At 58.6% G+C, this 18,986-nt stretch carries 23 protein-coding genes; 14 read left to right on the top strand and 9 right to left on the bottom strand.

All coding sequences use genetic code 11. The features are described 5' to 3' along the window. Nucleotides 1-8: 8 nt before the first annotated feature. Nucleotides 9-446: a hypothetical protein gene (locus GAO09_RS27660; RefSeq protein ID WP_153359902.1), complete on the bottom strand. Its 438-nt coding sequence runs from the start codon at nucleotides 444-446 to the stop codon at nucleotides 9-11. Nucleotides 447-569: 123 nt separating this feature from the next. On the opposite strand from GAO09_RS27660, the gene GAO09_RS27665 reads away from it, so the two are divergent. The 5 genes from GAO09_RS27665 to GAO09_RS27685 all read left to right on the top strand — a co-directional run bounded on the left by GAO09_RS27665 (nucleotide 570) and on the right by GAO09_RS27685 (nucleotide 3,665). Further along, the gene (locus GAO09_RS27665; protein WP_153359904.1) at nucleotides 570-1,256 is read left to right on the top strand and encodes an alpha/beta fold hydrolase; all 687 of its coding nucleotides are present in this window, start codon (nucleotides 570-572) and stop codon (nucleotides 1,254-1,256) included. A gap of 93 nt (nucleotides 1,257-1,349) precedes the next feature. Next, nucleotides 1,350-1,904 (top strand): hypothetical protein, encoded by a 555-nt coding sequence (locus GAO09_RS27670; protein WP_153359906.1) that lies wholly within the window; start codon nucleotides 1,350-1,352, stop codon nucleotides 1,902-1,904. Between the two features lie 66 nt (nucleotides 1,905-1,970). After that, the gene (locus GAO09_RS27675; RefSeq protein ID WP_153359908.1) at nucleotides 1,971-2,444 is read left to right on the top strand and encodes a DUF2251 domain-containing protein; all 474 of its coding nucleotides are present in this window, start codon (nucleotides 1,971-1,973) and stop codon (nucleotides 2,442-2,444) included. 98 nt (nucleotides 2,445-2,542) lie between these two features. Next, nucleotides 2,543-3,130, top strand: a complete 588-nt coding sequence (locus GAO09_RS27680) for a DUF1214 domain-containing protein (RefSeq protein WP_324184653.1) — start codon at nucleotides 2,543-2,545, stop codon at nucleotides 3,128-3,130. Continuing rightward, nucleotides 3,123-3,665, top strand: a complete 543-nt coding sequence (locus tag GAO09_RS27685) for a DUF1254 domain-containing protein (protein WP_153359910.1) — start codon at nucleotides 3,123-3,125, stop codon at nucleotides 3,663-3,665. Before GAO09_RS27680 ends, GAO09_RS27685 begins: the two co-directional genes overlap by 8 nt. A gap of 63 nt (nucleotides 3,666-3,728) precedes the next feature. Here GAO09_RS27685 and GAO09_RS27690 read toward each other — a convergent pair whose 3' ends face one another. Continuing rightward, nucleotides 3,729-3,905 (bottom strand): hypothetical protein, encoded by a 177-nt coding sequence (locus tag GAO09_RS27690; protein WP_153359912.1) that lies wholly within the window; start codon nucleotides 3,903-3,905, stop codon nucleotides 3,729-3,731. 712 nt (nucleotides 3,906-4,617) lie between these two features. Between GAO09_RS27690 and GAO09_RS27695 the strand changes: the two genes are divergently transcribed. After that, nucleotides 4,618-5,532, top strand: coding sequence for a DUF2336 domain-containing protein (locus tag GAO09_RS27695; RefSeq protein WP_235938535.1), 915 nt, complete (start codon nucleotides 4,618-4,620; stop codon nucleotides 5,530-5,532). Nucleotides 5,533-5,535: 3 nt separating this feature from the next. Here the strand turns inward: GAO09_RS27695 and GAO09_RS27700 are convergent, their stop codons facing one another. Continuing rightward, entirely contained in the window at nucleotides 5,536-5,883 is a 348-nt protein-coding gene (locus GAO09_RS27700) for a DUF1491 family protein (RefSeq protein WP_153360579.1), read from the bottom strand. 365 nt (nucleotides 5,884-6,248) lie between these two features. Here GAO09_RS27700 and GAO09_RS27705 point away from each other — a divergent pair, with 365 nt between their 5' ends. Next, nucleotides 6,249-6,479: a hypothetical protein gene (locus GAO09_RS27705; protein ID WP_153359914.1), complete on the top strand. Its 231-nt coding sequence runs from the start codon at nucleotides 6,249-6,251 to the stop codon at nucleotides 6,477-6,479. Between the two features lie 27 nt (nucleotides 6,480-6,506). Here the strand turns inward: GAO09_RS27705 and GAO09_RS27710 are convergent, their stop codons facing one another. Further along, nucleotides 6,507-7,508, bottom strand: coding sequence for a peptidoglycan-binding domain-containing protein (locus GAO09_RS27710; RefSeq protein ID WP_153359916.1), 1,002 nt, complete (start codon nucleotides 7,506-7,508; stop codon nucleotides 6,507-6,509). Beyond that, on the bottom strand, nucleotides 7,480-9,069 hold the full coding sequence (locus tag GAO09_RS27715) for a sensor histidine kinase (RefSeq protein ID WP_324184652.1): 1,590 nt from the start codon (nucleotides 9,067-9,069) through the stop codon (nucleotides 7,480-7,482). The genes GAO09_RS27710 and GAO09_RS27715 overlap by 29 nt, the downstream gene beginning before the upstream one ends. Nucleotides 9,070-9,534: 465 nt before the next feature. Here GAO09_RS27715 and GAO09_RS27720 point away from each other — a divergent pair, with 465 nt between their 5' ends. From GAO09_RS27720 to GAO09_RS27730, 3 genes are all read left to right on the top strand, one after another. After that, nucleotides 9,535-9,966, top strand: a complete 432-nt coding sequence (locus GAO09_RS27720) for a DUF5330 domain-containing protein (RefSeq protein WP_153359920.1) — start codon at nucleotides 9,535-9,537, stop codon at nucleotides 9,964-9,966. Between the two features lie 241 nt (nucleotides 9,967-10,207). Then, nucleotides 10,208-10,915: a glutathione S-transferase N-terminal domain-containing protein gene (locus GAO09_RS27725; protein WP_153359922.1), complete on the top strand. Its 708-nt coding sequence runs from the start codon at nucleotides 10,208-10,210 to the stop codon at nucleotides 10,913-10,915. 51 nt (nucleotides 10,916-10,966) lie between these two features. Beyond that, a complete protein-coding gene (locus GAO09_RS27730; protein ID WP_153359924.1) occupies nucleotides 10,967-11,437 on the top strand; it encodes a GFA family protein in 471 nt (156 codons plus the stop codon). A 12-nt stretch (nucleotides 11,438-11,449) separates the two neighbouring features. Here GAO09_RS27730 and GAO09_RS27735 read toward each other — a convergent pair whose 3' ends face one another. After that, nucleotides 11,450-12,322, bottom strand: coding sequence for an alpha/beta fold hydrolase (locus GAO09_RS27735; RefSeq protein WP_153359926.1), 873 nt, complete (start codon nucleotides 12,320-12,322; stop codon nucleotides 11,450-11,452). A gap of 178 nt (nucleotides 12,323-12,500) precedes the next feature. On the opposite strand from GAO09_RS27735, the gene GAO09_RS27740 reads away from it, so the two are divergent. Next, entirely contained in the window at nucleotides 12,501-12,932 is a 432-nt protein-coding gene (locus GAO09_RS27740; RefSeq protein ID WP_153359928.1) for a VOC family protein, read from the top strand. A gap of 40 nt (nucleotides 12,933-12,972) precedes the next feature. Here GAO09_RS27740 and GAO09_RS27745 read toward each other — a convergent pair whose 3' ends face one another. Continuing rightward, complete coding sequence (locus GAO09_RS27745) at nucleotides 12,973-14,316, bottom strand: D-alanyl-D-alanine carboxypeptidase (protein ID WP_324184651.1); 1,344 nt, start codon at nucleotides 14,314-14,316, stop codon at nucleotides 12,973-12,975. A 334-nt stretch (nucleotides 14,317-14,650) separates the two neighbouring features. Here GAO09_RS27745 and GAO09_RS27750 point away from each other — a divergent pair, with 334 nt between their 5' ends. The 3 genes from GAO09_RS27750 to GAO09_RS27760 all read left to right on the top strand — a co-directional run bounded on the left by GAO09_RS27750 (nucleotide 14,651) and on the right by GAO09_RS27760 (nucleotide 16,854). Next, nucleotides 14,651-15,145: an invasion associated locus B family protein gene (locus tag GAO09_RS27750; RefSeq protein ID WP_153359930.1), complete on the top strand. Its 495-nt coding sequence runs from the start codon at nucleotides 14,651-14,653 to the stop codon at nucleotides 15,143-15,145. A 43-nt stretch (nucleotides 15,146-15,188) separates the two neighbouring features. Further along, nucleotides 15,189-15,776 (top strand): SH3 domain-containing protein, encoded by a 588-nt coding sequence (locus tag GAO09_RS27755; RefSeq protein WP_153359932.1) that lies wholly within the window; start codon nucleotides 15,189-15,191, stop codon nucleotides 15,774-15,776. A gap of 154 nt (nucleotides 15,777-15,930) precedes the next feature. Further along, nucleotides 15,931-16,854 (top strand): bestrophin family protein, encoded by a 924-nt coding sequence (locus GAO09_RS27760; protein ID WP_153359934.1) that lies wholly within the window; start codon nucleotides 15,931-15,933, stop codon nucleotides 16,852-16,854. A gap of 11 nt (nucleotides 16,855-16,865) precedes the next feature. Here the strand turns inward: GAO09_RS27760 and glpK are convergent, their stop codons facing one another. Next, on the bottom strand, nucleotides 16,866-18,371 hold the full coding sequence (gene glpK / locus GAO09_RS27765; protein WP_153359936.1) for a glycerol kinase GlpK: 1,506 nt from the start codon (nucleotides 18,369-18,371) through the stop codon (nucleotides 16,866-16,868). 104 nt (nucleotides 18,372-18,475) lie between these two features. After that, nucleotides 18,476-18,703 (bottom strand): hypothetical protein, encoded by a 228-nt coding sequence (locus GAO09_RS27770; RefSeq protein ID WP_153359938.1) that lies wholly within the window; start codon nucleotides 18,701-18,703, stop codon nucleotides 18,476-18,478. Nucleotides 18,704-18,986 lie beyond the last annotated feature (283 nt).

The following is an 18,986-nucleotide window of genomic DNA, read 5'->3' on the forward strand; positions in this document are numbered from 1 at the left end:
CGACAACATCACGCGTAACGCATCCGCTCCACGCTTTCGACGATGATCACACGCGCCAGAATACCATAAACGACCGACAGGACGGCGGTACGCAGTGGCGATGGCCACACCATTTCCTCGGTCATGTAAGAGGATGAAACCAACGCAACCGCCAGATTGACGATCGTGGTGATGAAAACGACGCCGATCATCAGGCTCCAGCGGTTTTCCGACAGGACACTGCGAAAGGCACAGGAATCCAATGTCCCGCCGAGCAAGCCATGCGCCTGCCTGTTCATCGACAAGAGAATGGCGACAACGAAGAAAAGCAGACCCAGAAGATTATCGATACCGTCGGCAGTCGGATCCCAGCCGATAAGTTCGAAAACAATATTGTCCATGCCCGACAGAACGGACAGCAACAGCAAATAGGTCGTCCCGAAAATTAAAAATACTTTGAATTTCATACCATACCCCTTCGGAGGCGGAGGTATCAGAAGACCTATAACGCGCTCATAAGCCAAGATTTAAAAATCTATACATTAGTGAAATACGTCCCATACTGCTCCAGAAGACTGCAAGGAAATGACATGACACTTCTGATGATTCCCGGTTTCATGCTCGATGCCGATCTCTGGCGTGACGTGGAACCGGCACTGGCGCAATGGGAACCAATCACACACGCCGTCGCCACGGAGGGCGACACGCTTGCCGAGATGGCGCAGGCCATTCTGAAAGATGCACCGCAGACTTTTGTTCTCATCGGCTTTTCGATGGGTGGCTATATTGCCCGCGAGATTTTGCGACAGGCACCGGAACGGGTGGAAGCGTTGGTATTGATCGCAACCTCGGCGCGGGGTGACAGCGAAGTGCAGGCGAGACGCAAGCAGGCACTTGCCGGACAAGCGGGAGGTATAGCCTTCAAGGCTTTGAGCACCACAGCAGTCTCCTCATCGCTCCATCCGGACAATGCCGGGCGCGGCGATCTCATCTCCCGCATTCAGGATATGGGCCAGCGCCTGGGGAGCGATGTATTCCGCCGCCAATCCCTGCTCGACCGCCGTGACGAGCGCGACAAACTTAAAACGATCACCTGCCCGACGCTCGTGATTGCTGGCGATGAGGACCGGTTGAGATCACGGGAGGAAGCGCTGGAATTGCATGACGGTATTTCCGGTTCGACCTTTGTCGTGATCGAGAAGACCGGGCATATGGTGCCGATGGAAGCACCGGAAAGGTTGGCGGAAGTGGTTAATGATTGGCTGCACAGCAAGTAAGGCTGTCGTTCTGGAACTATTGTCTTTTACGGCAACGCACATAGCTGAACGTCAATCCGCATGACAAACTCCCTACATCCCCTCGAGGTTTTAATGTCCACGATGATCCCGGTTCTATTTGGCAAGGTGGAAGCGACACTCGTGCTCCCGTCTGGATCCGCACCGGAAGATGCCTATTCAAGCGACGAGTTCAAGGAGAGCCTCGAGGTTGGCGACATCTGGTCTGATGTATCGCGCAATTGGTGGCATATCTTTCTGGCCTTCACCATGGCCGAGGCCGCGGGACTGACGTCGCTGTATTTCCTTCGGGATGACGAGTGCCTCACGATAGCATCACCAGATCTTCCGGCCGTCATATCGGCACTTGACCAACTTTTGCGCGACATCGATCACGATCTGCCCGATGACATCGATGACGCGTTGAAACGCTATGCGGTGGTAGTGCGCGTGCCGGAATATCTTGCCGAATTGCCGAGCATCACGCCGATATCGGAAAATTCGGACGCGTCGGACGAAGTCGCTGATTTTTCGAAACGTGATCGGCTGGCCGCGCTGTCATTTTACGGTTTTCTCGTGTCCCTGCGCAGCATCGCGGAGAGCGCCAGAAATGACGGCAAAACTCTCCTCTTCATTACACCGTCGCCCTGAATCTGCCAGATAGGCAGGAATGGCTGGATGGTCAAAGATACCTGAGAAAATAAAGCGTAGAAATTCATGGCTGGCTTCATCTCGAATTGGTTGGCAAGGCTTGGCCTTGTCGCTGCGACAGCCCACTTGCCGACAACAGCTGTCGCTGAGGACAGATCCCATGAAACGGGCTTGAAGGTCGGCACGCCTCTGGTGGTCGAAGCGCCTTCGCCCAATGGGAAATACGGTGTCGTTTTCGAGGATGACGGCGAGACAGGATATTTTTACGCACTGGATTTTTCGCAGACCGAAAACCCCATTCAGGAAGCAGCGCACATTTATGATGTTGAAAGCGTTGCAAACCGTGATTTTCCGTCACAAGTACGGATTCTATGGTCACCTGACCAACTCAAGGCAGGACTGTGGATCAACGGCTATCCACACGCCGTGTTTGATTTTGCAAATAAGCGCGGCTATTCGCGCAACAATTCCCCCGCGCCGATAAAGTGGACAGATCACGATTTTACCTGGCAGGATTCCGCATTGGCATTTTTTCCGTGAACTCTGTTCGGCATCGAGGATCAGCTCTTTCCCCCGGTTTCTTCCAGGCAGAATCAATGCTAAGCCTCGGCCACCGTTTGCGAGGTCCAGAATAGAACGTGCTGCGCGTCCCCCTTTTCATTGCCATTTCGCTTGCCATCGCCTTTGGCGGCGGCATCTGGTCCACCTTGGTGGCGCTTGAAGCCACGATCGGTTTCGGGGCAATCAAGCTCGGAGCCTGGGAAGCCTTTCCGCAGGCACAGACGATCAATGCCGACCCTTATGCGAAATCGCACCGGGCCAATGCCGGAAAGCTGCTGTACGGCACGGCCGAGGGGCTGACCTTTACTGCGGCGGTCGACGAAAGCGGCGCGCGTCTCGACGGCAACTGCACCTATCGCATGACCGGCCACACCCCGCCGGCTCGACTGTGGACCCTGTTCACCAATGATGCGCAGGGCCGGCCGCCGGCAGAAAACGCGGAACTGCCGGCAGCACTCAATTCACGCACGGTCCTGCGGGGCCCTGATGGTGATTTCACGATACGGATTTCAGCGTCCGCCCAGCCTGGCAACTGGCTGGCCGTCGCACCGCACCAAAGTTTTCGTCTCGTGCTGACCCTGTTCGATACGCCGACAGCCGGCAGTTCGGGCCTGATCGATCTGTCCATGCCCAAGCTTGAAAAGATCGGATGTGGCGATGCTTAAAATCCTGCTCGCCATAGCGGTCGGCCTTGTCGGCGCCGCCCTTCTGCATCTCGTGATCGTGCTGTCGCTTCCCTATTTCAGCGATCGTGACGCCTATAGTCGGGTGCTTTCCGAAGGCGAGGCATTCACGTTCCACATCCTCGACCAGAAACCGGATGCAGCCGGTCTTGCCCAGGAAGATCCGTTTCTGGAGACCGCCGTCTGCTCTTTCGACACCGAGGAACACCCGGCCCGTCTGACAGCAGGCGCCGGTATACCGTTCTGGTCACTTGCGATCTATGATCCGGCCTCCAACGAAACCTTTTCCATCAACGACCGCACGTCCTCCGGCGGCAAGCTGGATGTGATCATCGCGACCCCGCTGCAGGCGACGGCACTGCGCAAGGCGATGCCCGAAGGGCTCAATCAGTCTATTCTTGTCGAAACAGCCCAAGCACAGGGATATGCGGTGTTGCGCGCCATGGCGCCGCAACCAAGCTACCGGCCTCTCGCCGCAGCGTTTCTGTCTTCCGCCGGCTGCCAGCCGGCCGAATAACGCCGGTCATAACGCCCAGTGACAACGCGCCTGATCCCAGGCGCACCGGGCGAGCCTTCAGCCTCAGTTTTCGGCGCGAACCGGAACCAGATCCATCGAACGATGATCGGAAACGTCCCGCCGTTCGTAGCGGACGCCCGTGTAGATCAGTATCTTTCCCGTCACCGACTGTGCTGTGCGCACAGGCACGCGGCCCGGATGTTGTTCACGCCATTTTTCCATAACAATGATCTTTGCCATTGCACGTCTCCATAGGGGTTTCGAGACGGATGAAGGACGGACCGATTTCACCCTGCCCTTTTCAGGGGCTGGCGCATCCCGTTTCCGGGTCATCTGCGCCTTTCTCGTCAGCATGTCCGGCTCGCCGTGAGCGGGATCTAGCGACATTCCATCCTGACCTGAAACCGGAGGTTGCCGATGCTTTCGACTTTCCGTTCCAGGAGAACTCCGCAACCAATGAGTGCTCACGATAAAATCGCTAACAACCCTTATATTCCGGGGTATGTATGCCAGTCTCGGCCAGGATACTTAACAATTCGCTAATGCTAATAAGCGACTTTATCCTTATTAAAAGTTGTGCCAGGCTTGCGCTATCGCAAAGCTCCCAAGGAAACGCATGAGCCGGAATTCGGTTCGCCACCTTCCCTCAAAAAATCATCGACAAGAAAACAGGCCTGATCCAACCATGGACAGTGGCATGCTTGCGTCCCGAATCCGGCCAGTCTTCACCGCTCGTTAACCCTGATCTGCCTATGCTTCCGCCTCATGGTGAAACATTGCCTGCGCGGCGCCGAAAGGCCGGATTGCTGACAATGTCTGAAGCCTGTCCCCCGCCACGGTGCGTTCTGCCGGGTGGTTTCGGTGTCAAAGTATTGCGTTGTTGGAATTATCCGTGGACCGGTTTCGGGAACTTGAAAGGCCGCAGGCCATGCGCAGGAAGGATGTGGTTCTGATGGCCACCGTCACGAGCTTCGAGGCGCTCGAACGTCCGTCCAGATCGGAACTGCGCCAGTTTGCCGAATTGTTTGAACCGCTCTTCGCGGCCTCCAGCGAAGAGGCGCGCCGACAGGCAGTCGCAGCATTGTCGCAATGCCAAACCATACCGTCCGCTGTCGCCTTTTTCATAGCCAGCCAGCCGATCACCATTTCCGCGCCGTTTATCGCGGCATCGAAATGTCTGGACGACCAAACACTCATCACCATTGCCCGCACGCAAGGCGCGGCCCATGCCCGCGCCATCGTGCGCCGTGAAAACCTGTCGCCAATGGTGATCGACGCACTTGTCGGCTTGCGCCATGCACCGGAAGACGTCCAGGCTGCGCGCGTCAAGCCGATGGTGGCAAAATCGCAACCGGACGAAGCCGAAGACCCTGCCCGCGACGAAGCACTGCGCGAACGCCTGCGGGCCATGGCCGCCCATGTGGTTCGCCCGGAAAGCGACCGTCTGGGCCTGCGCACCATTACCGCGATGCAGGAAGCGCTGCTGGTGCGTTTTGCCCGCAACCGCGAGTCCGATCTTTTTGCCACCGCCCTTGCCGATACGCTCTCCGCCAGCCGCTGGCTTGCGGAGCGGATCATGCTCGACATTTCCGGCCATCAACTGGCCACCACGCTGAAGGGCATCGGCATGCCGCGCAATGAGGCAATGCTGATCCTCGAGCGCCTCTACCATCATCTCGACGAACTGGAAGGCGGCGTGCCGCAGTCCGAACATCTCTGGGACACTCTGGATGCGGACGAATGCGGACGCCGGGTGGAAGCCTGGGGGCGTGCCGACCGCTACACCTACGAGGAACGTCGCCTCACCGCTGCGGAACCTGCCGCGAACCAACCCGCAACGTTGCGCACCGCCTCCAGCCGCAGCTGAATTTCAGTTCGTGTCGGGTTTGACGATCTCGAACAGGTCGCCGATCGCGTCCAGTTCGAGCTCAATCACCCAGAGATCCGAATCGAACCGTGCTTCTCGCGCAATGACGGCATCCACCGCGGACGCTTCAGCTTGCGCCAGCCGGGCCTCGAACCGCCGAGCGCCGTCGTCATCACGCGCAAAAGTCTGCGGCGCCGGGCCATAAACACTTTCCAACCCATCGCGAAACCGCTGACGGATGAAGATGGCGCCCGCCTCCTCCGCACCCTTCTGGACAACGGCAGCAAAGCCACCGGCGGAAAAAACACGACGGATCAGGGCGGACACAAAAATGTCGGAACGAATGCGCATCGGCGATATGTAGCCTATCGCAAGGCAAAGTGAAATGGGCCCGCCACCCGGATTTCCAAGCGATAACAAAGCTATGACGTGATTTCGAAACAGGCAGGCGTCTTGAAATCCGGAACAGTCGATACTTGGAGCTTCAATCATTTCAGGTTCGATGAACGAGACGGCAGTTATCAACCCGTGTTTGAGAGCGGCGACAGACACACCTGAAATTCTTCTACAGTTGCGTAGCTTGATAGCCGCGGATTGCGCCATTAACCCATTTCATCAATTATCAATATTAGCGCCCGCATAGTCCGGTCGTCGCGGTCCCTCAAACAGGTTGCGACGACATCGAAACGTCCGAAAAACCGGCAAGCGGATCTGCAATGGCACAGTTCAAATATTCGAATTTTCTGCGGGAAGCCAACGTTCCAGCCTTCGATCGCGACTGGCAGCCCGGGCAGGTGGTTGCCAATGGCGGTATCTATCGCTGCAAGACCTGCGGTGATGAAACGGCCGTTGCCAAGGGCGGCGCCCTGCCGATGAACCATCATCGACACGAAATGCTCGGCCCTGTCGTCTGGCAGATGATCGTGTTTGCGCAACAGCGGCCCTGATCGGACAACCGCAGAATAAAAGGCGCGTTAAAGCGCACCGATCGATTTCAGTTTTTTCAGCACCAGCTCGTTCGGCTCGCCGGTTTCCGGCAGCCGGTAATGGCGCTCGAAATGGCGGATCGCCGCCTTGGTTTGCGATCCTGCAACCCCATCCACCGAAACATCCGTATAGGCGATATTGGAAAGGCCGCGCTGAATCTGCTGGACCATGTCTGGCGAAGGCAGGCCGCTGCCCGTCGTGGTGGCACGGTTGTCGGCCGTGCGGATCGCGGCAGGCTCAGGCCGAACGGAGGCTGGCGTTGCTTTCACGGGCGTTACAGCCGGTTTTGTCGCCCCATTTTCGGCGGCGCGGATCGCCGCTGCTACCGGATCCTCGCCCTTGAGGTTTTCCGTCGGACGCGGTTTTGGCACCGGATTGGTTGGCACCTGCGGTGCAGACGACTGCGCTGCGGCGACCCGGGGCGCTGCCTGCGACTCGGCTCTGAGTGCGGCCAACAGGCTTTCCGTCGGCGCGCCGCTTTGCGGCAGGCCAGCCGTCTGTTCGAAAAACAGGATAGCAGCTTCCGTGCGGGTACCGATCACGCCGTCATGGGCGCCGTCATAAAGGCCACGCCGTGTCAGTTCGCGCTGGATATCGGCAACCAGCGGGCTGGATTGCACGGCGGGCTGAGGTGCTGCAGGCGTTGCGGTCACAAGCGTGCTGTCATCGGCACGCTCGATGCGAAACGTCGTGACGTCGCTCGGCGGCTGCGGACGGGCAAGATGATAGCCCGGAATGCCGTTCGGATTGTCGATATCGCGCGTGCGCAGAAAGGGCGAAGGATGTCCGCCCGGCTGATACCAGAGCGCATTGGCCGAAACAAAACCGAAAATGATCGCAAAACAGGCGCTTCCGGCAATCACGCGTGGATAACGCGCGGCAAAGCTGCCCGTCGCATAGATGGCCTGAATGAAGAAGGGTGGCTGGCTGTTCTTGCCCTTGGCCGAGCCCTTCTTGCGATCAGGCGATTTTCGCTTCTGCGCGTTCATCCGCAAAGTCCTGTGCCTGAATGTCTAACTGGTCGGTTTCTAGCCGTCCGATCTTGTCATGAGCAAGGAGACGCTGGTTTTCCACAGCCGAAGTCAGGCGCGGAGGAAACTCAAAGGCGATCTCGGCAGCTTCGCTGGCACCAAGCACGCCCGACCCATCGGCCGGCAGAACGATCGTCACGACCGTGCCGACACCCGGATGGCTGGCCATCGCAAACGTGCCGCCATGCAGTGCCACCAGCCCCTTGACCAGCGACAGACCAAGGCCCGTGCCTTCATAGGCGCGGGTATAGTGATCCTGCACCTGCACGAAAGGCTGACCGATCTGGTTCAGCTTGTCGGCAGCGATACCGATACCGGTGTCGGAGACTGTCAGCACCAGATCACCGTCGGAAAGTGCTGCATCGACCGACACGACGCCATGGGCCTCGGTAAATTTGATGGCGTTGCCGACGAGATTGATCATCACCTGCTGCAGCGCACGGCGATCCGCGGTAACTTCGCCAAGACCGCGCTGGATACGCGTCGTCAGCGTCACGCCCTTTTCGCGCGCCTGCAGATCGAGCATGGCGCGGCAGGCCTCGACGGCATCCGCGATCATGAAGGGTTCGGTCATCAACTCGTAACGGCCAGCCTCGATCTTGCTCATGTCGAGCATGGTGTTGACCACGGAAAGCAGATGCGCGCCCGACTGGCGGATCAGCCCGACATATTCGCACTGGCGATCGTTCGCCAGCTTTCCAAAATATTCACCGGCAAGCACGTCGGAAAAGCCGAGAATGGCGTTGAGCGGCGTGCGCAACTCGTGGCTGACGGCAGCCAGGAAACGCGACTTGGCTTCATGGGCGGAGCGCACTTCTTCGGCACCGAGGCGGATTTCCTCGCGCAGCTTCATCTCTTCCGAAACGTCACGCAGCTGTACAAAGACGGCAACAAGATCACTGAACTCGTTGCGCACGGCGGTCATATCCATCCGCGAGGGCATGAACTGGCGCCCGTTTTCAGGATCGACAGGGCGCTCGACACGCGCATCGACGACCATGCTTTCGGCACCCAGTCGCAGCGCATCGAAGGCCTGGCCGACCGCGATGCGATCCGAAACATGGACGATATCGGCAAGCGTCAGGCCAACCGGCTCGATCAGCATCGACGGCATGCGGTTGCGCTCACGGCCGCCGGCACGCTGGATGCGACCCGCTGCATCGGCAAAAAGAACAAGACCGGGGCAGGCATCGAACATGACCTGATCCGTGTCTGCCACCGGTGCGGCAAGACGTTCGGCGCGCGAACGCGGCAGAGCGATCACGGCCGTTGCCAGCGCCAGGAAGAAGGAAAAGACGATGGCCACGCCAAGCGGCAGCGCCAACGACGGCGCCATGACGACGGCCAGAAGAAGCGGCACGATGATAAAGGAAGGCAGGGCTGCAAACGCAAGGCATCGCAGAGCGACGACCTCGCCGGCACGGGCTACATCGCCCTCGCCGAGGTGCTGTAGCCAGCGAACCGCGGTATGGTCGACAGTCGCGACCACCCTCAAGCCGATGTTACTCAATACACGCACGCCCGGACCCAAAAATTCACGGTTTTCATGGAGCCGACAATAGGCGTTGGCGGCTTAAGGAAAGGATAAAAATGGCCGCTTTCGACGATCCGGCGAGACCCAAACATGACTTTCCGACGCTTTTTCAGGGTACTTTTCCCGGTATGGTTAACGGGGCGTAAGCAACGGATTTGCCTGATTTTTCCGCTCCGCGTTAACGATTTGGGCAGTGCGATTTCCTGTTAAGGCACGTGACTTCGGGCACTCGTGCCACAAATATGCTTAATAGGAGCCGCTAAAGTTTGAGGTAAACAAGCATCGAATGTGTGTCGAATACGCACAGGCATTTGAATAGATAAAATTCGATACAAATTTTGCGAAAATTCGCGGCTCTGACATAAGCCGGCATTCGGGGATGGCGCATAAAGTGTGTGTCAGAACCGGGCAAGAACCGGCAGCCGACAACAGGGCGAAACGGAAAAAACAATGTGGTTTTTGATCAAGGGTAGCGTTTATTTCGGCCTCGGCCTCGTGGCGCTGTCTTATTTCAGCGCACATAGCGACGAGGCAAACGGCCCCAAACCGTTCGAGATGGCAAACGCTATTGCGGCGGCCACCGGCGCCTACGACTACGTCTCCTCGATCTGCATCGAAAAGCCGGATGTCTGCATGAAGGGCGCCGAAACCGTCACCGCACTCGGCTACCGCGCCAAAGAAGGCGCCCGCGTCGCTTATGAACTGCTCGACAAGAGCCTTGCCGAAGATGAAGCCAAGACCGTCGAAGCCATCATCTCCAATCCGTCGCAGCAGCCGATGCCGCAGAAGATCGCCGCAGCGACCAACGCGCAACCGGCCGACAATGTGTTCACCGGCACGGTCATCAACATTCCGGTGCCGATGAAGCGCCCGCAGCTTTGAAGAATTTTGCCGCGCGGTCCCACGCGGCCTCAACGATCCGTCACGGACTGCCTTACCCGTGACGCGACCAACTACAGCCCCTGCTGACGCCGCAAGATCCCTGTCTTGCGGCGTTTTTTTGCGCTGATTTTCCATGATGTCATTTGCCCGTTCGGCTCACAGATGATCTGTTGAATATCACACGACAGAACCCGACATGAGTCCCGTCATATGCGATGCCAACAGAGCCCGAGGAAACCCCATGGCAGATCTCTCCGCATTTCCGATCACCCATAAATGGCCGGCGCAGGACCCAAACATCCTGCAACTCTATTCCACACCGACACCCAACGGTGTCAAAGTGTCGATCATGCTGGAAGAAACCGGCCTGCCTTACGAGCCTCATTTCATCAATATCGGTGCCGACGAGACCTGGGGGCCGGAATATCTGTCGCTCAACCCGAACGGCAAGATCCCGGCGATCCTCGATCCGGATGGCCCGAACGGCGAACCGCTCGCCCTGTTCGAATCCGGCGCCATCCTGATCTATCTCGCCGAAAAGACCGGCAAGTTCCTGCCCGTCGATCCGGCAAGACGCTATGAAGCAATCCAGTGGGTGATGTTCCAGATGGGCGGGCTTGGACCGATGTTCGGCCAGCTCGGTTTCTTCCACAAATTCGCCGGCAAGGATTTTGAGGACAAGCGCCCGCGTGACCGTTACGCCAAGGAAAGTGCGCGCCTGATCCGCGTGCTTGAAACCCGCCTGGAAGGTCGCGACTGGATCATGGGTGACGAATACACGATCGCCGATATTTCCATGCTGGGCTGGGTGCGCAACCTGATCGGTTTTTATGGTGTCGGCGAGCTCGTCCAGTATGATGAGTTGAAGAACGTGCCGAAATGGCTGGAGCGCGGCCTTGCCCGTCCGGCCGTTCAACGCGGCCTCGATATTCCCAAGCGCCCCGCCTGACTTCATGGACGGAGCGCACTATCTCCCTGATGAAAGTTCAGGGAGATAGCCATGCCGTTTCCAAACCTGCCGATCGAAGGGTCCTGCCGTTGCGGTGAGGTGCGCCTGAAGATCAGCGCGCCGCCGATGATCACGATGGCCTGTCATTGCCGCGGCTGCCAGAAGATGAGCGCCAGCGCCTTTTCCTGCTCGGCAGCAATCCCCGCTCAAGGTTTTGAAGTGACGGCAGGCGAACCGGTGCTCGGAGGTGCCCATGGTGACGACACTCATCATTACCACTGCCCGCGCTGCAAAAGCTGGCTGTTCACCAAACCGGTCGGCATGGACTGGTTCGTCAACATCCGCCCGACCATGCTCGACGACGCATCCTGGTTCGCACCCTTCATCGAGACTTATACCTCGGCGAAATTCACATGGGCCGAGACCGGTGCAGCGCGCAGCTTCGAGGAGTTTCCGCCGATGGAGGCCTATGAAGGGCTGACAAAGGAATTTGCGGAACACATCAATGCATCGAGCGGGTGATCCGGCTTCCGCTCACTCTTGCCCGTGCAATTTTTGCAGAAAATTACGAACCAGCGGCACAACCTCGTCGAGACAGGTCTCCAGCAACCAGTGGCCGCCATCAAGCAGATGCAGTTCGGCATTTGGCAGGTCCCGGAGATAGGCGCGGGCCGATTTCTCCGGCATGTAGCCATCCTGCGGCCCCCAGACGATCAGAGCCGCAGGTTGGTGTTCGCGCAGATAGGCCTGGTAACGTGGAAACCAGTCGAGATTGTCCTTCAGACCGGCAATGATATCGGTAAAGATCTGTCGCCGTTGCTCTGTCGTCTGCGACCAATGCAACCGCCACAGATCCGGCGGGATCAGCGGCGCAAGCTCCGGCCTTGCATTGTTCAAGAACTCTTCCTTGAAACCTTCGAGACTGACGGCCTGCGATAGCATTGCCTTGGCTGCAGGAGTCGGATCGCGGAAATAGGCTTTGAGGCCTTCATATTTCGGCCCTAGGACGTCCTCGTAGATATCGCCATTCTGGATGATCACGCCGGCAATGCGCTGCGGGTTGCGAATGGCAAGCCGCAGCCCGATTTGCGATCCGAAATCCTGCAGGTAGATGACGAACCGCTGGACACCGAGCTCTTCCAGAAACTGCTCTAGAAAATCGGCAAAACCGTCGAAATCATAACGAAAATTCTGCGGTGTATCGGTGTAGCCGGCACCCGGAAAATCCGGAGCCAGCAACCGCCAACGATCGGCAAGCCGTGGCATCAGGTTACGGTATTGATAGGAAGAGCACGGATACCCGTGTGGCAGAAGCAGAACAGGTGCCTCCGCCGATCCGGCCTCGCGATAGAATACCGAATAGCCATCCAGCCGCATGCTGCGATGGCGAACTGCAGTTTCGATCATGGTCTGGCTTCCCATTGTCGCTGCGCCCGTCCGACGGAAAATAGGGAACGTCGGCACATCTGCAAGCTGCAAAAATAAGGCACTGTCGAAAAAACAGCTACGCCGATGTCGGTTTGGCCCAGCGCCCTACGTCCTCGAAATATCCCGTTGTTACGGGCCACGATCACAGGAGGAAGACATGGAAACCGCAGTCGAACAGAATGTCAGTGAACAGCAACCGATTGCCGTAAAGGGCGGCATTGTCGCCTATCTGCAGGTGGATGGCGCCATGAAGGCCGTCGAAGTGTACGGCAAGGCGCTCGGCGCCGAACTTGCGGGCACCCATCCACCCGATGAGCAAGGCCGCACCATGCATGTGCACCTTTACATCAATGGATCATCGCTGATGCTGAGCGACCCCTATCCCGACTACGGTTATCCGTTGGAAAAGCCGCAGGCCTTCACCGTCATGCTGCCGGTCGAGGGCATCGATTTCTGGTGGAAACGCGCAGTCGATGCCGGTTTTACCGTCGTCACCGACCTGCAGGTCATGTTCTGGGGTGATCGATACGGGCAGTTGCGCGATCCGTTCGGCATACTCTGGGCGATGAACGAACCGGCCGGGAAATAAGACGATCACGGGTGGCGAGCCCCATGGCCCGCCCTCACCCTCAGCCGGATCCCTGAAGCACGAAACATTCGACCGAATATTGCTGCAGGGCGCTACAGGCTTCCATGGCGCCCTTGCGATCTCCGAAACCAATCAGTTGCGCACGGTACATCGCGGAACCCGAACTGTTGGTGGCCTCGTTGATCAGGGGAGCAACCGAACCGAAGTGATCGGAAAGAATCGCCTGCGCGCGGGTCAGCAGACGCGAAGCCGTGCTGCGGTTGCCAGCGGCGGCAATCTGCACCCGCCAGCCCTTCGGATCGGCCGACACAACGGCTGCGCCCGGCGCGGATGGGACAATGCCGGCAATGCCGTCCTGCGCCGCAGAGCGCGACGTTTCGCCCAAGGCGAGTGCCGGCACGGAAGCGGAACGGGTTACGCCAGGCAAGCTGGAAGCCTGTCTGTTGGCCAGTTTCGTCTGCGCCACGGTCTCGTTGCTGGAAGGATTGCGGAATGGCATCGGCACGTTGTCCAGAGCGGCCGCCACACCTGCGGCGGGACGTTTGGTCTCCGCGCCCGCCACCAGAGCTTCACGACCGAGCGCGCGGTCGAGCAGCGCTTCCATCTGAGCGTCGCGGCTGCGCGCGGTCTTGCCGCCCATGACGACGCCGATGATACGGCGGCCGTTTTCGTTGACGGCACTGACGAGATTGAAGCCGGAGGCATTCACGTAGCCGGTCTTGACGCCGTCCATACCGGCATAGCGGTACATCAGGTTATTGTGCCCGCGGATGGTCCGGCCGCGAAAATTGAAGGAGCGCTCGGAAAAGATGCGGTATTCCTGCGGATAATCGCGGATCAGCGCGGCAGCAAGTACGGCCATGTCGCGTGCGGTCGTAACCTGCGCGTCATCCGGCAAACCGGAGGCATTGCGAAACACGGTGCTGCGCATACCGAGCGCCCGTGCCTTCAGGGTCATCATGCGGGCGAACCCCTCTTCGCCACCGCCGAGATGATCGCCGATCGCCTGTGCGGCATCATTGGCCGAACGGATCGCGGTCGCATAGGCGGCTTCACGCACCGTCAGTGGTTTGCCTGCACCAATACCCAGCTTGTAAGGGATTTTTTCCGCCGCATTGGGCGTCATAATGATCTGCTGCTCCCAGGAAAGACGTCCCTGACGGATGGCTTCGAAAGCGAGATAGAGCGTCATCATCTTGGTCAGCGACGCCGGGTGATTGAGAACATCGGCATTTTCTGCCGCGAACACCTCACCCGAATTGGCATCGACGATGAAATGCGCATAACCGGCGCGAGCGGCATTTGCAGACATGCTGAGCGCAGCAAAAAACAGGCCGGCAACAATATAAAGAAGGCGGCTGCGGGCCACGGAAATCATGCGCATTATCGTCCCATCGATGCGTTTTGACCGCGCATAAGATACGCGGCCTGCCAGACCCAGCCCATGGCGGAAGACACTATCCCCTCGGCAATGGTCGATGCAATCACCTTTGCCGCTTGTCCCCGCCTTAGCATGGCATACTTAATCAACCACCTATTGCGCATGGCTCTATGGCCAACAGACGGCAGCATTGCGGCCGCTTCACGGCTTCGTGAGGCTCCTTGAACAGCACAAAGCTAAGATTTTAACTAATGAGTAACCCGGTCCGCTTTTGATCGGGCTTCGCCGGCCGGTCTGTCCAGACCTTTATGCCAACACCAATCGTCAGGGACATCCGATGCTCGTCAAGTCCATTTCCGCTGCAGTTTCCATCACTCTTCTCTCCGTCGCCGTCGCGCAGGCCCAGCCCGCCCGCGTCAAGCAGTTCGATGCCTGGGGCGTCTATTCCTATGAAAGCGGCGGCCGCAAGCACTGCTATGCGCTGAGCGTTCCGACCTCGTCGCAGCCCGCCTCCGTCAATCACGGCGACAATTTCTTCATCGTCGCACCGCAAAACGGCGGCGCCATCATGCCACAGGCGATCATGGGCTACGACCTGCGTTCGACCTCAGACGTCACCGTCAGCATCGACGGCAACAGCTTTGACATGCAGCCCAAGGACAATGCCGCCTGGGTGCGCAACAAGGATCGCGAACCGGCCATGGTCACCGCCATGCGCGGCGGCTCAAGCATGAGCCTCAACGCCACCTCCGCACGTGGCACCAGCACACAATATTCCTACTCGCTCTCCGGCGTCACCGCGGCGCTCAATGAAGCGAACCGTTGCAACTGATGTGACGAGCGCGCCGATGCGGCCGCGTCCGAAACACCGGACCATGAAGAGAAAAAACAAACGCCACGGCACGGTCGCCGTGGCTTTTTCGGCCGCGCTCGTCGGCGTTGCACTGGCAGCCGCCTTGATCGCGCCTGCCAGTGTCAGCGATCCGGTGGAGGCCGCTCCCGCTTTCAATGCGGGATGGAAGAAAGGCCGAGAGACCGGTTATCCGGTCCCCCGTTATGTCTCGCTGAAATTCGGCAATTCGCGCATGCGCGTCGGCCCCTCGACCGACTACGGCAGTCGCTGGGTCTACAAGGCGCAGGGCCTGCCGATGGAAATCACCGAGGAATTCGGCAACTGGCGACAGGTGCGCGATTACGATGGCATTACCGGCTGGATGTACGCCCCCCTTCTCTCCGGCCGCCGTACCGCCGTGATCGGGCCATGGGTTGATACATCCGTGCCGCTTTATCGCTCGGCATCCAACCGCGCTTACGTGGTTGCCGACCTTGAGGCCCGCGTGTTGATGCGGCTGGACCACTGCGATGGGCATTTTTGCAGCGTTTCGCTGATCGGCCACAACCTGTCCGGTTATGTCGAACAGGCCTCGTTATGGGGCGTCTATCCGGGCGAAACGATCAAGTAGGCTTCTGGACAAACGCCCGGATTTGCAGTCGCTTCAATAGGTCGCAGCCGTCATTGCCAATCGGGCGGAGAAAGCGCCGCAATTGGGACTATAGGGACTGGTATTCCTTGACGATTCGCAAGGGATACCAGTCCCTTGCCTAGCCGAGCCCACAATGATCGTCCGTCCCCGCCCCTCACTCTTCACATTGTTCTTCATTCTCAAAGGTTCGATCATCATGCGGATTTTTCCGCAGATGCTGTTCGTCTTCGTGGTTTCCACCCTCGTGGTCATCGCCCATCGCGACATGCCATTGATCGTCCCCGGCTCGCTTGGTGCGCCTTTTGCGCTTTTCGGCATCGCCATTTCGGTGTTTCTCGGCTTCCGCAACAACGCCTGTTACGATCGCTGGTGGGAGGCGCGCAAATGCTGGGGACAATTGATTTACGCCACCCGCGGATTTGCCCGCCAGTCGGTCATGCTCTGCGAACTGCACGGTGAAAGCGGCAAAGCTGCGCGACGCTCGCTGATCGATCTCGTCATCGTCCTGCCGCATGTGCTTGTCGGCTACCTGCGTCCCGGTGGCGAACAGATGGTGACGCCCGTGCTCTCACCTGATCTCCGTGAGGCGATCAGGGCTTCGAAAATGCCGGCGGAAGTGCTGCTGAACCAGATATCGCGTCAACTCGCAGGCCTGCGCCGTGACGAGATGCTGACCGACATCCAGCTGAAAATGCTGGATGAAAACGTTCAGCAAATGGGCATCGCGGTTGCCAATTGCGAACGCATCCGTTTCACGCCCCTGCCCTTTGGCTACACGCTGCTTCTACACCGTACGGCGCATCTTTTCTGCTTTTTGCTGCCGTTCGGTTTTTCGGATCTGCTCGGCTGGGGCACACCTTTCGTATCCACCCTGATCGCCTACACGTTCTTCGGCCTCGACGCTCTTGGCGACGAACTGGAAGAGCCGTTCGGGCTCGGACCGAACGACCTGCCGATCAATGCGCTGGCAGGTGTCATAGAACACAATTTGCGCGAGGCTCTGGGAGAAGCCGACCTGCCACCCTTGCCGCAGCGGGTCGATTACGTCCTCACCTGAGTTCCAGAGGGTCAGGCGTCACTCAGCGTGCGCCTGACGGCATCCTTCCAACCCTTCAGCCTTGCGCTGCGGGTTTTCGCGTTCATCTCCGGCTCGAACCGGCGTTCACGCGCCCATGTCTTGGCAAAGGTTTTTCGATCGGGCCAGAGGCCGGCGCGGCTGGCGGCAAGCCATGCAGCCCCAAGCGCGGTCGTTTCAAGAATGGTCGGCCGGTCGACAGGCGCATCGATCAGATCAGCCAGCCGCTGCATCGTCCAGTCGGACGCAACCATGCCGCCGTCGACTCGTAAAACGGTGTCTTCGCCGGACGCCGAGCGCCAATCCTTGTGCATGGCGTCCAGCAGGTCGCGGGTCTGGAAGCAGACGGCCTCCAGCGCGGCCGCCGCAAATTCGGCCGGGCCGGTATTGCGCGTCAGCCCGTACATGGCGCCACGCGCTTCCGCATCCCAATGCGGCGCGCCAAGCCCGGTAAAGGCCGGCACAAGATAGACGTCCTGCTGCGGATCTGCCTGTGCCGCCAGTTCACCCGTCTGCGAGGCCTTTTCCACCATTCCGAGACCATCGCGCAACCACTGTACGGCGGCACCGGCGATGAAGATCGAGCCCTCCAGCGCGTAGACTGTTTCGCCATCGAGGCGATAGGCGATCGTCGTCAGCAGCCGATTCTTGGAACGCACCATCTGCGTACCGGTATTGAGAACGGCGAAGCAGCCTGTGCCATAGGTGGATTTGACCATGCCCGGCTCGAAACATGCCTGACCGATCACCGCCGCCTGCTGGTCGCCGGCCACACCGAGGATCGGAATTTCGGCCCCGAACAACGCCTCCTCCGTCACGCCGAAATCGGCAGCGCAATCCTTCACCTCCGGCAGCATCGCCGCCGGGATTTTCAGAATGTCGAGAAGCGTCTTGTCCCAGCGGTTTTCATCGATGTTGTAGATCAGCGTGCGCGAGGCATTGGTGGCATCGGTGACAAAACTTTTTCCGCCGGTCAGTCTCCAGATCAGGAACGTATCGACTGTGCCGAAGCAGAGTTCGCCCTTCTCCGCCCGCGCTCGCGCGCCTTTGACATTGGACAGTAGCCACGCCAGCTTCGTGCCGGAAAAATAGGGGTCGAGAATAAGGCCGGTGCGGCGGACGAATTTCTTCTCCAGCCCCTTGGCCTTCAGCTTCTCACAATCACGCGCGCTTCGGCGGTCCTGCCAGACGATGGCATTGTGAATAGGCTTGCCGGTGTCCCGATCCCAGACGACCACAGTTTCGCGCTGGTTGGTGATACCGATAGCGGCGATGTCTTCGGCCTTGATTTTCGCAGCCTTGAGCGCCTTGCGAATGGTGGAAAGAACGCTCGACCAGATGTCTTCCGGATCGTGCTCGACCCAGCCGGACTTGGGAAAGATTTGCGGAAATTCTTCCTGTGCAAACCCGGCGATCTTCATGTCCTTGTCGAACACGATCGCCCGTGTCGATGTTGTGCCCTGATCGATCGCCAGAACATAACCCTTGGCAGCCGCCATATCGCTCCTCCTCAAGCCCGAAATGACCGGCCTTGGTTTGAGCAGAAGCAAATGACGCCTGTCAACCGTCGGTCGACAGGCTCAAGTCATTAACACACAGACGCTTATTCCGCGGCGATACGCGGCGTCTCGTCGTGCCCGTCGCGATGGCTCGGCGGCACATCGGCAGCCGGCTGCGGCACCGGCGGCAGCCAGCGCATCGGCAGTCGCGGAAACATCACGAACAAAACCGTGACGATCAGCGAAAAGATCGACATTTTTTTATTATAGGCGGTCTCGCGTGTAAAACCGTCTGCTGCAGCTGCCTGGTTCATGTCCTCGGCCTCTTTCATGGGCGCTTCCTCCGATGGATGACACCCTAGAACACTGACCTTGATAGGCGCTGAAAATGATCGCTCGAAATTTATTGATCGCAACTCTTGCGCTTAATATTTTTAGACTTCACGCAGTAATGACAGGGCATCATGTTTTTTGAAAAAGCACACATGAAACTAAATTCATCAATTTGCTCAAATAATTGGCACGAACAAATACTGAATAGTTGCGCCTATCATTAAGACTTCGACAATCTTGCAATGGCTAAATGTGCCAATCTGTCACGTTTCATTTTGAACC

Source organism: Endobacterium cereale, assembly GCF_009617585.1.
GTDB classification, from domain to species: Bacteria; Pseudomonadota; Alphaproteobacteria; order Rhizobiales; family Rhizobiaceae; genus Neorhizobium; species Neorhizobium cereale.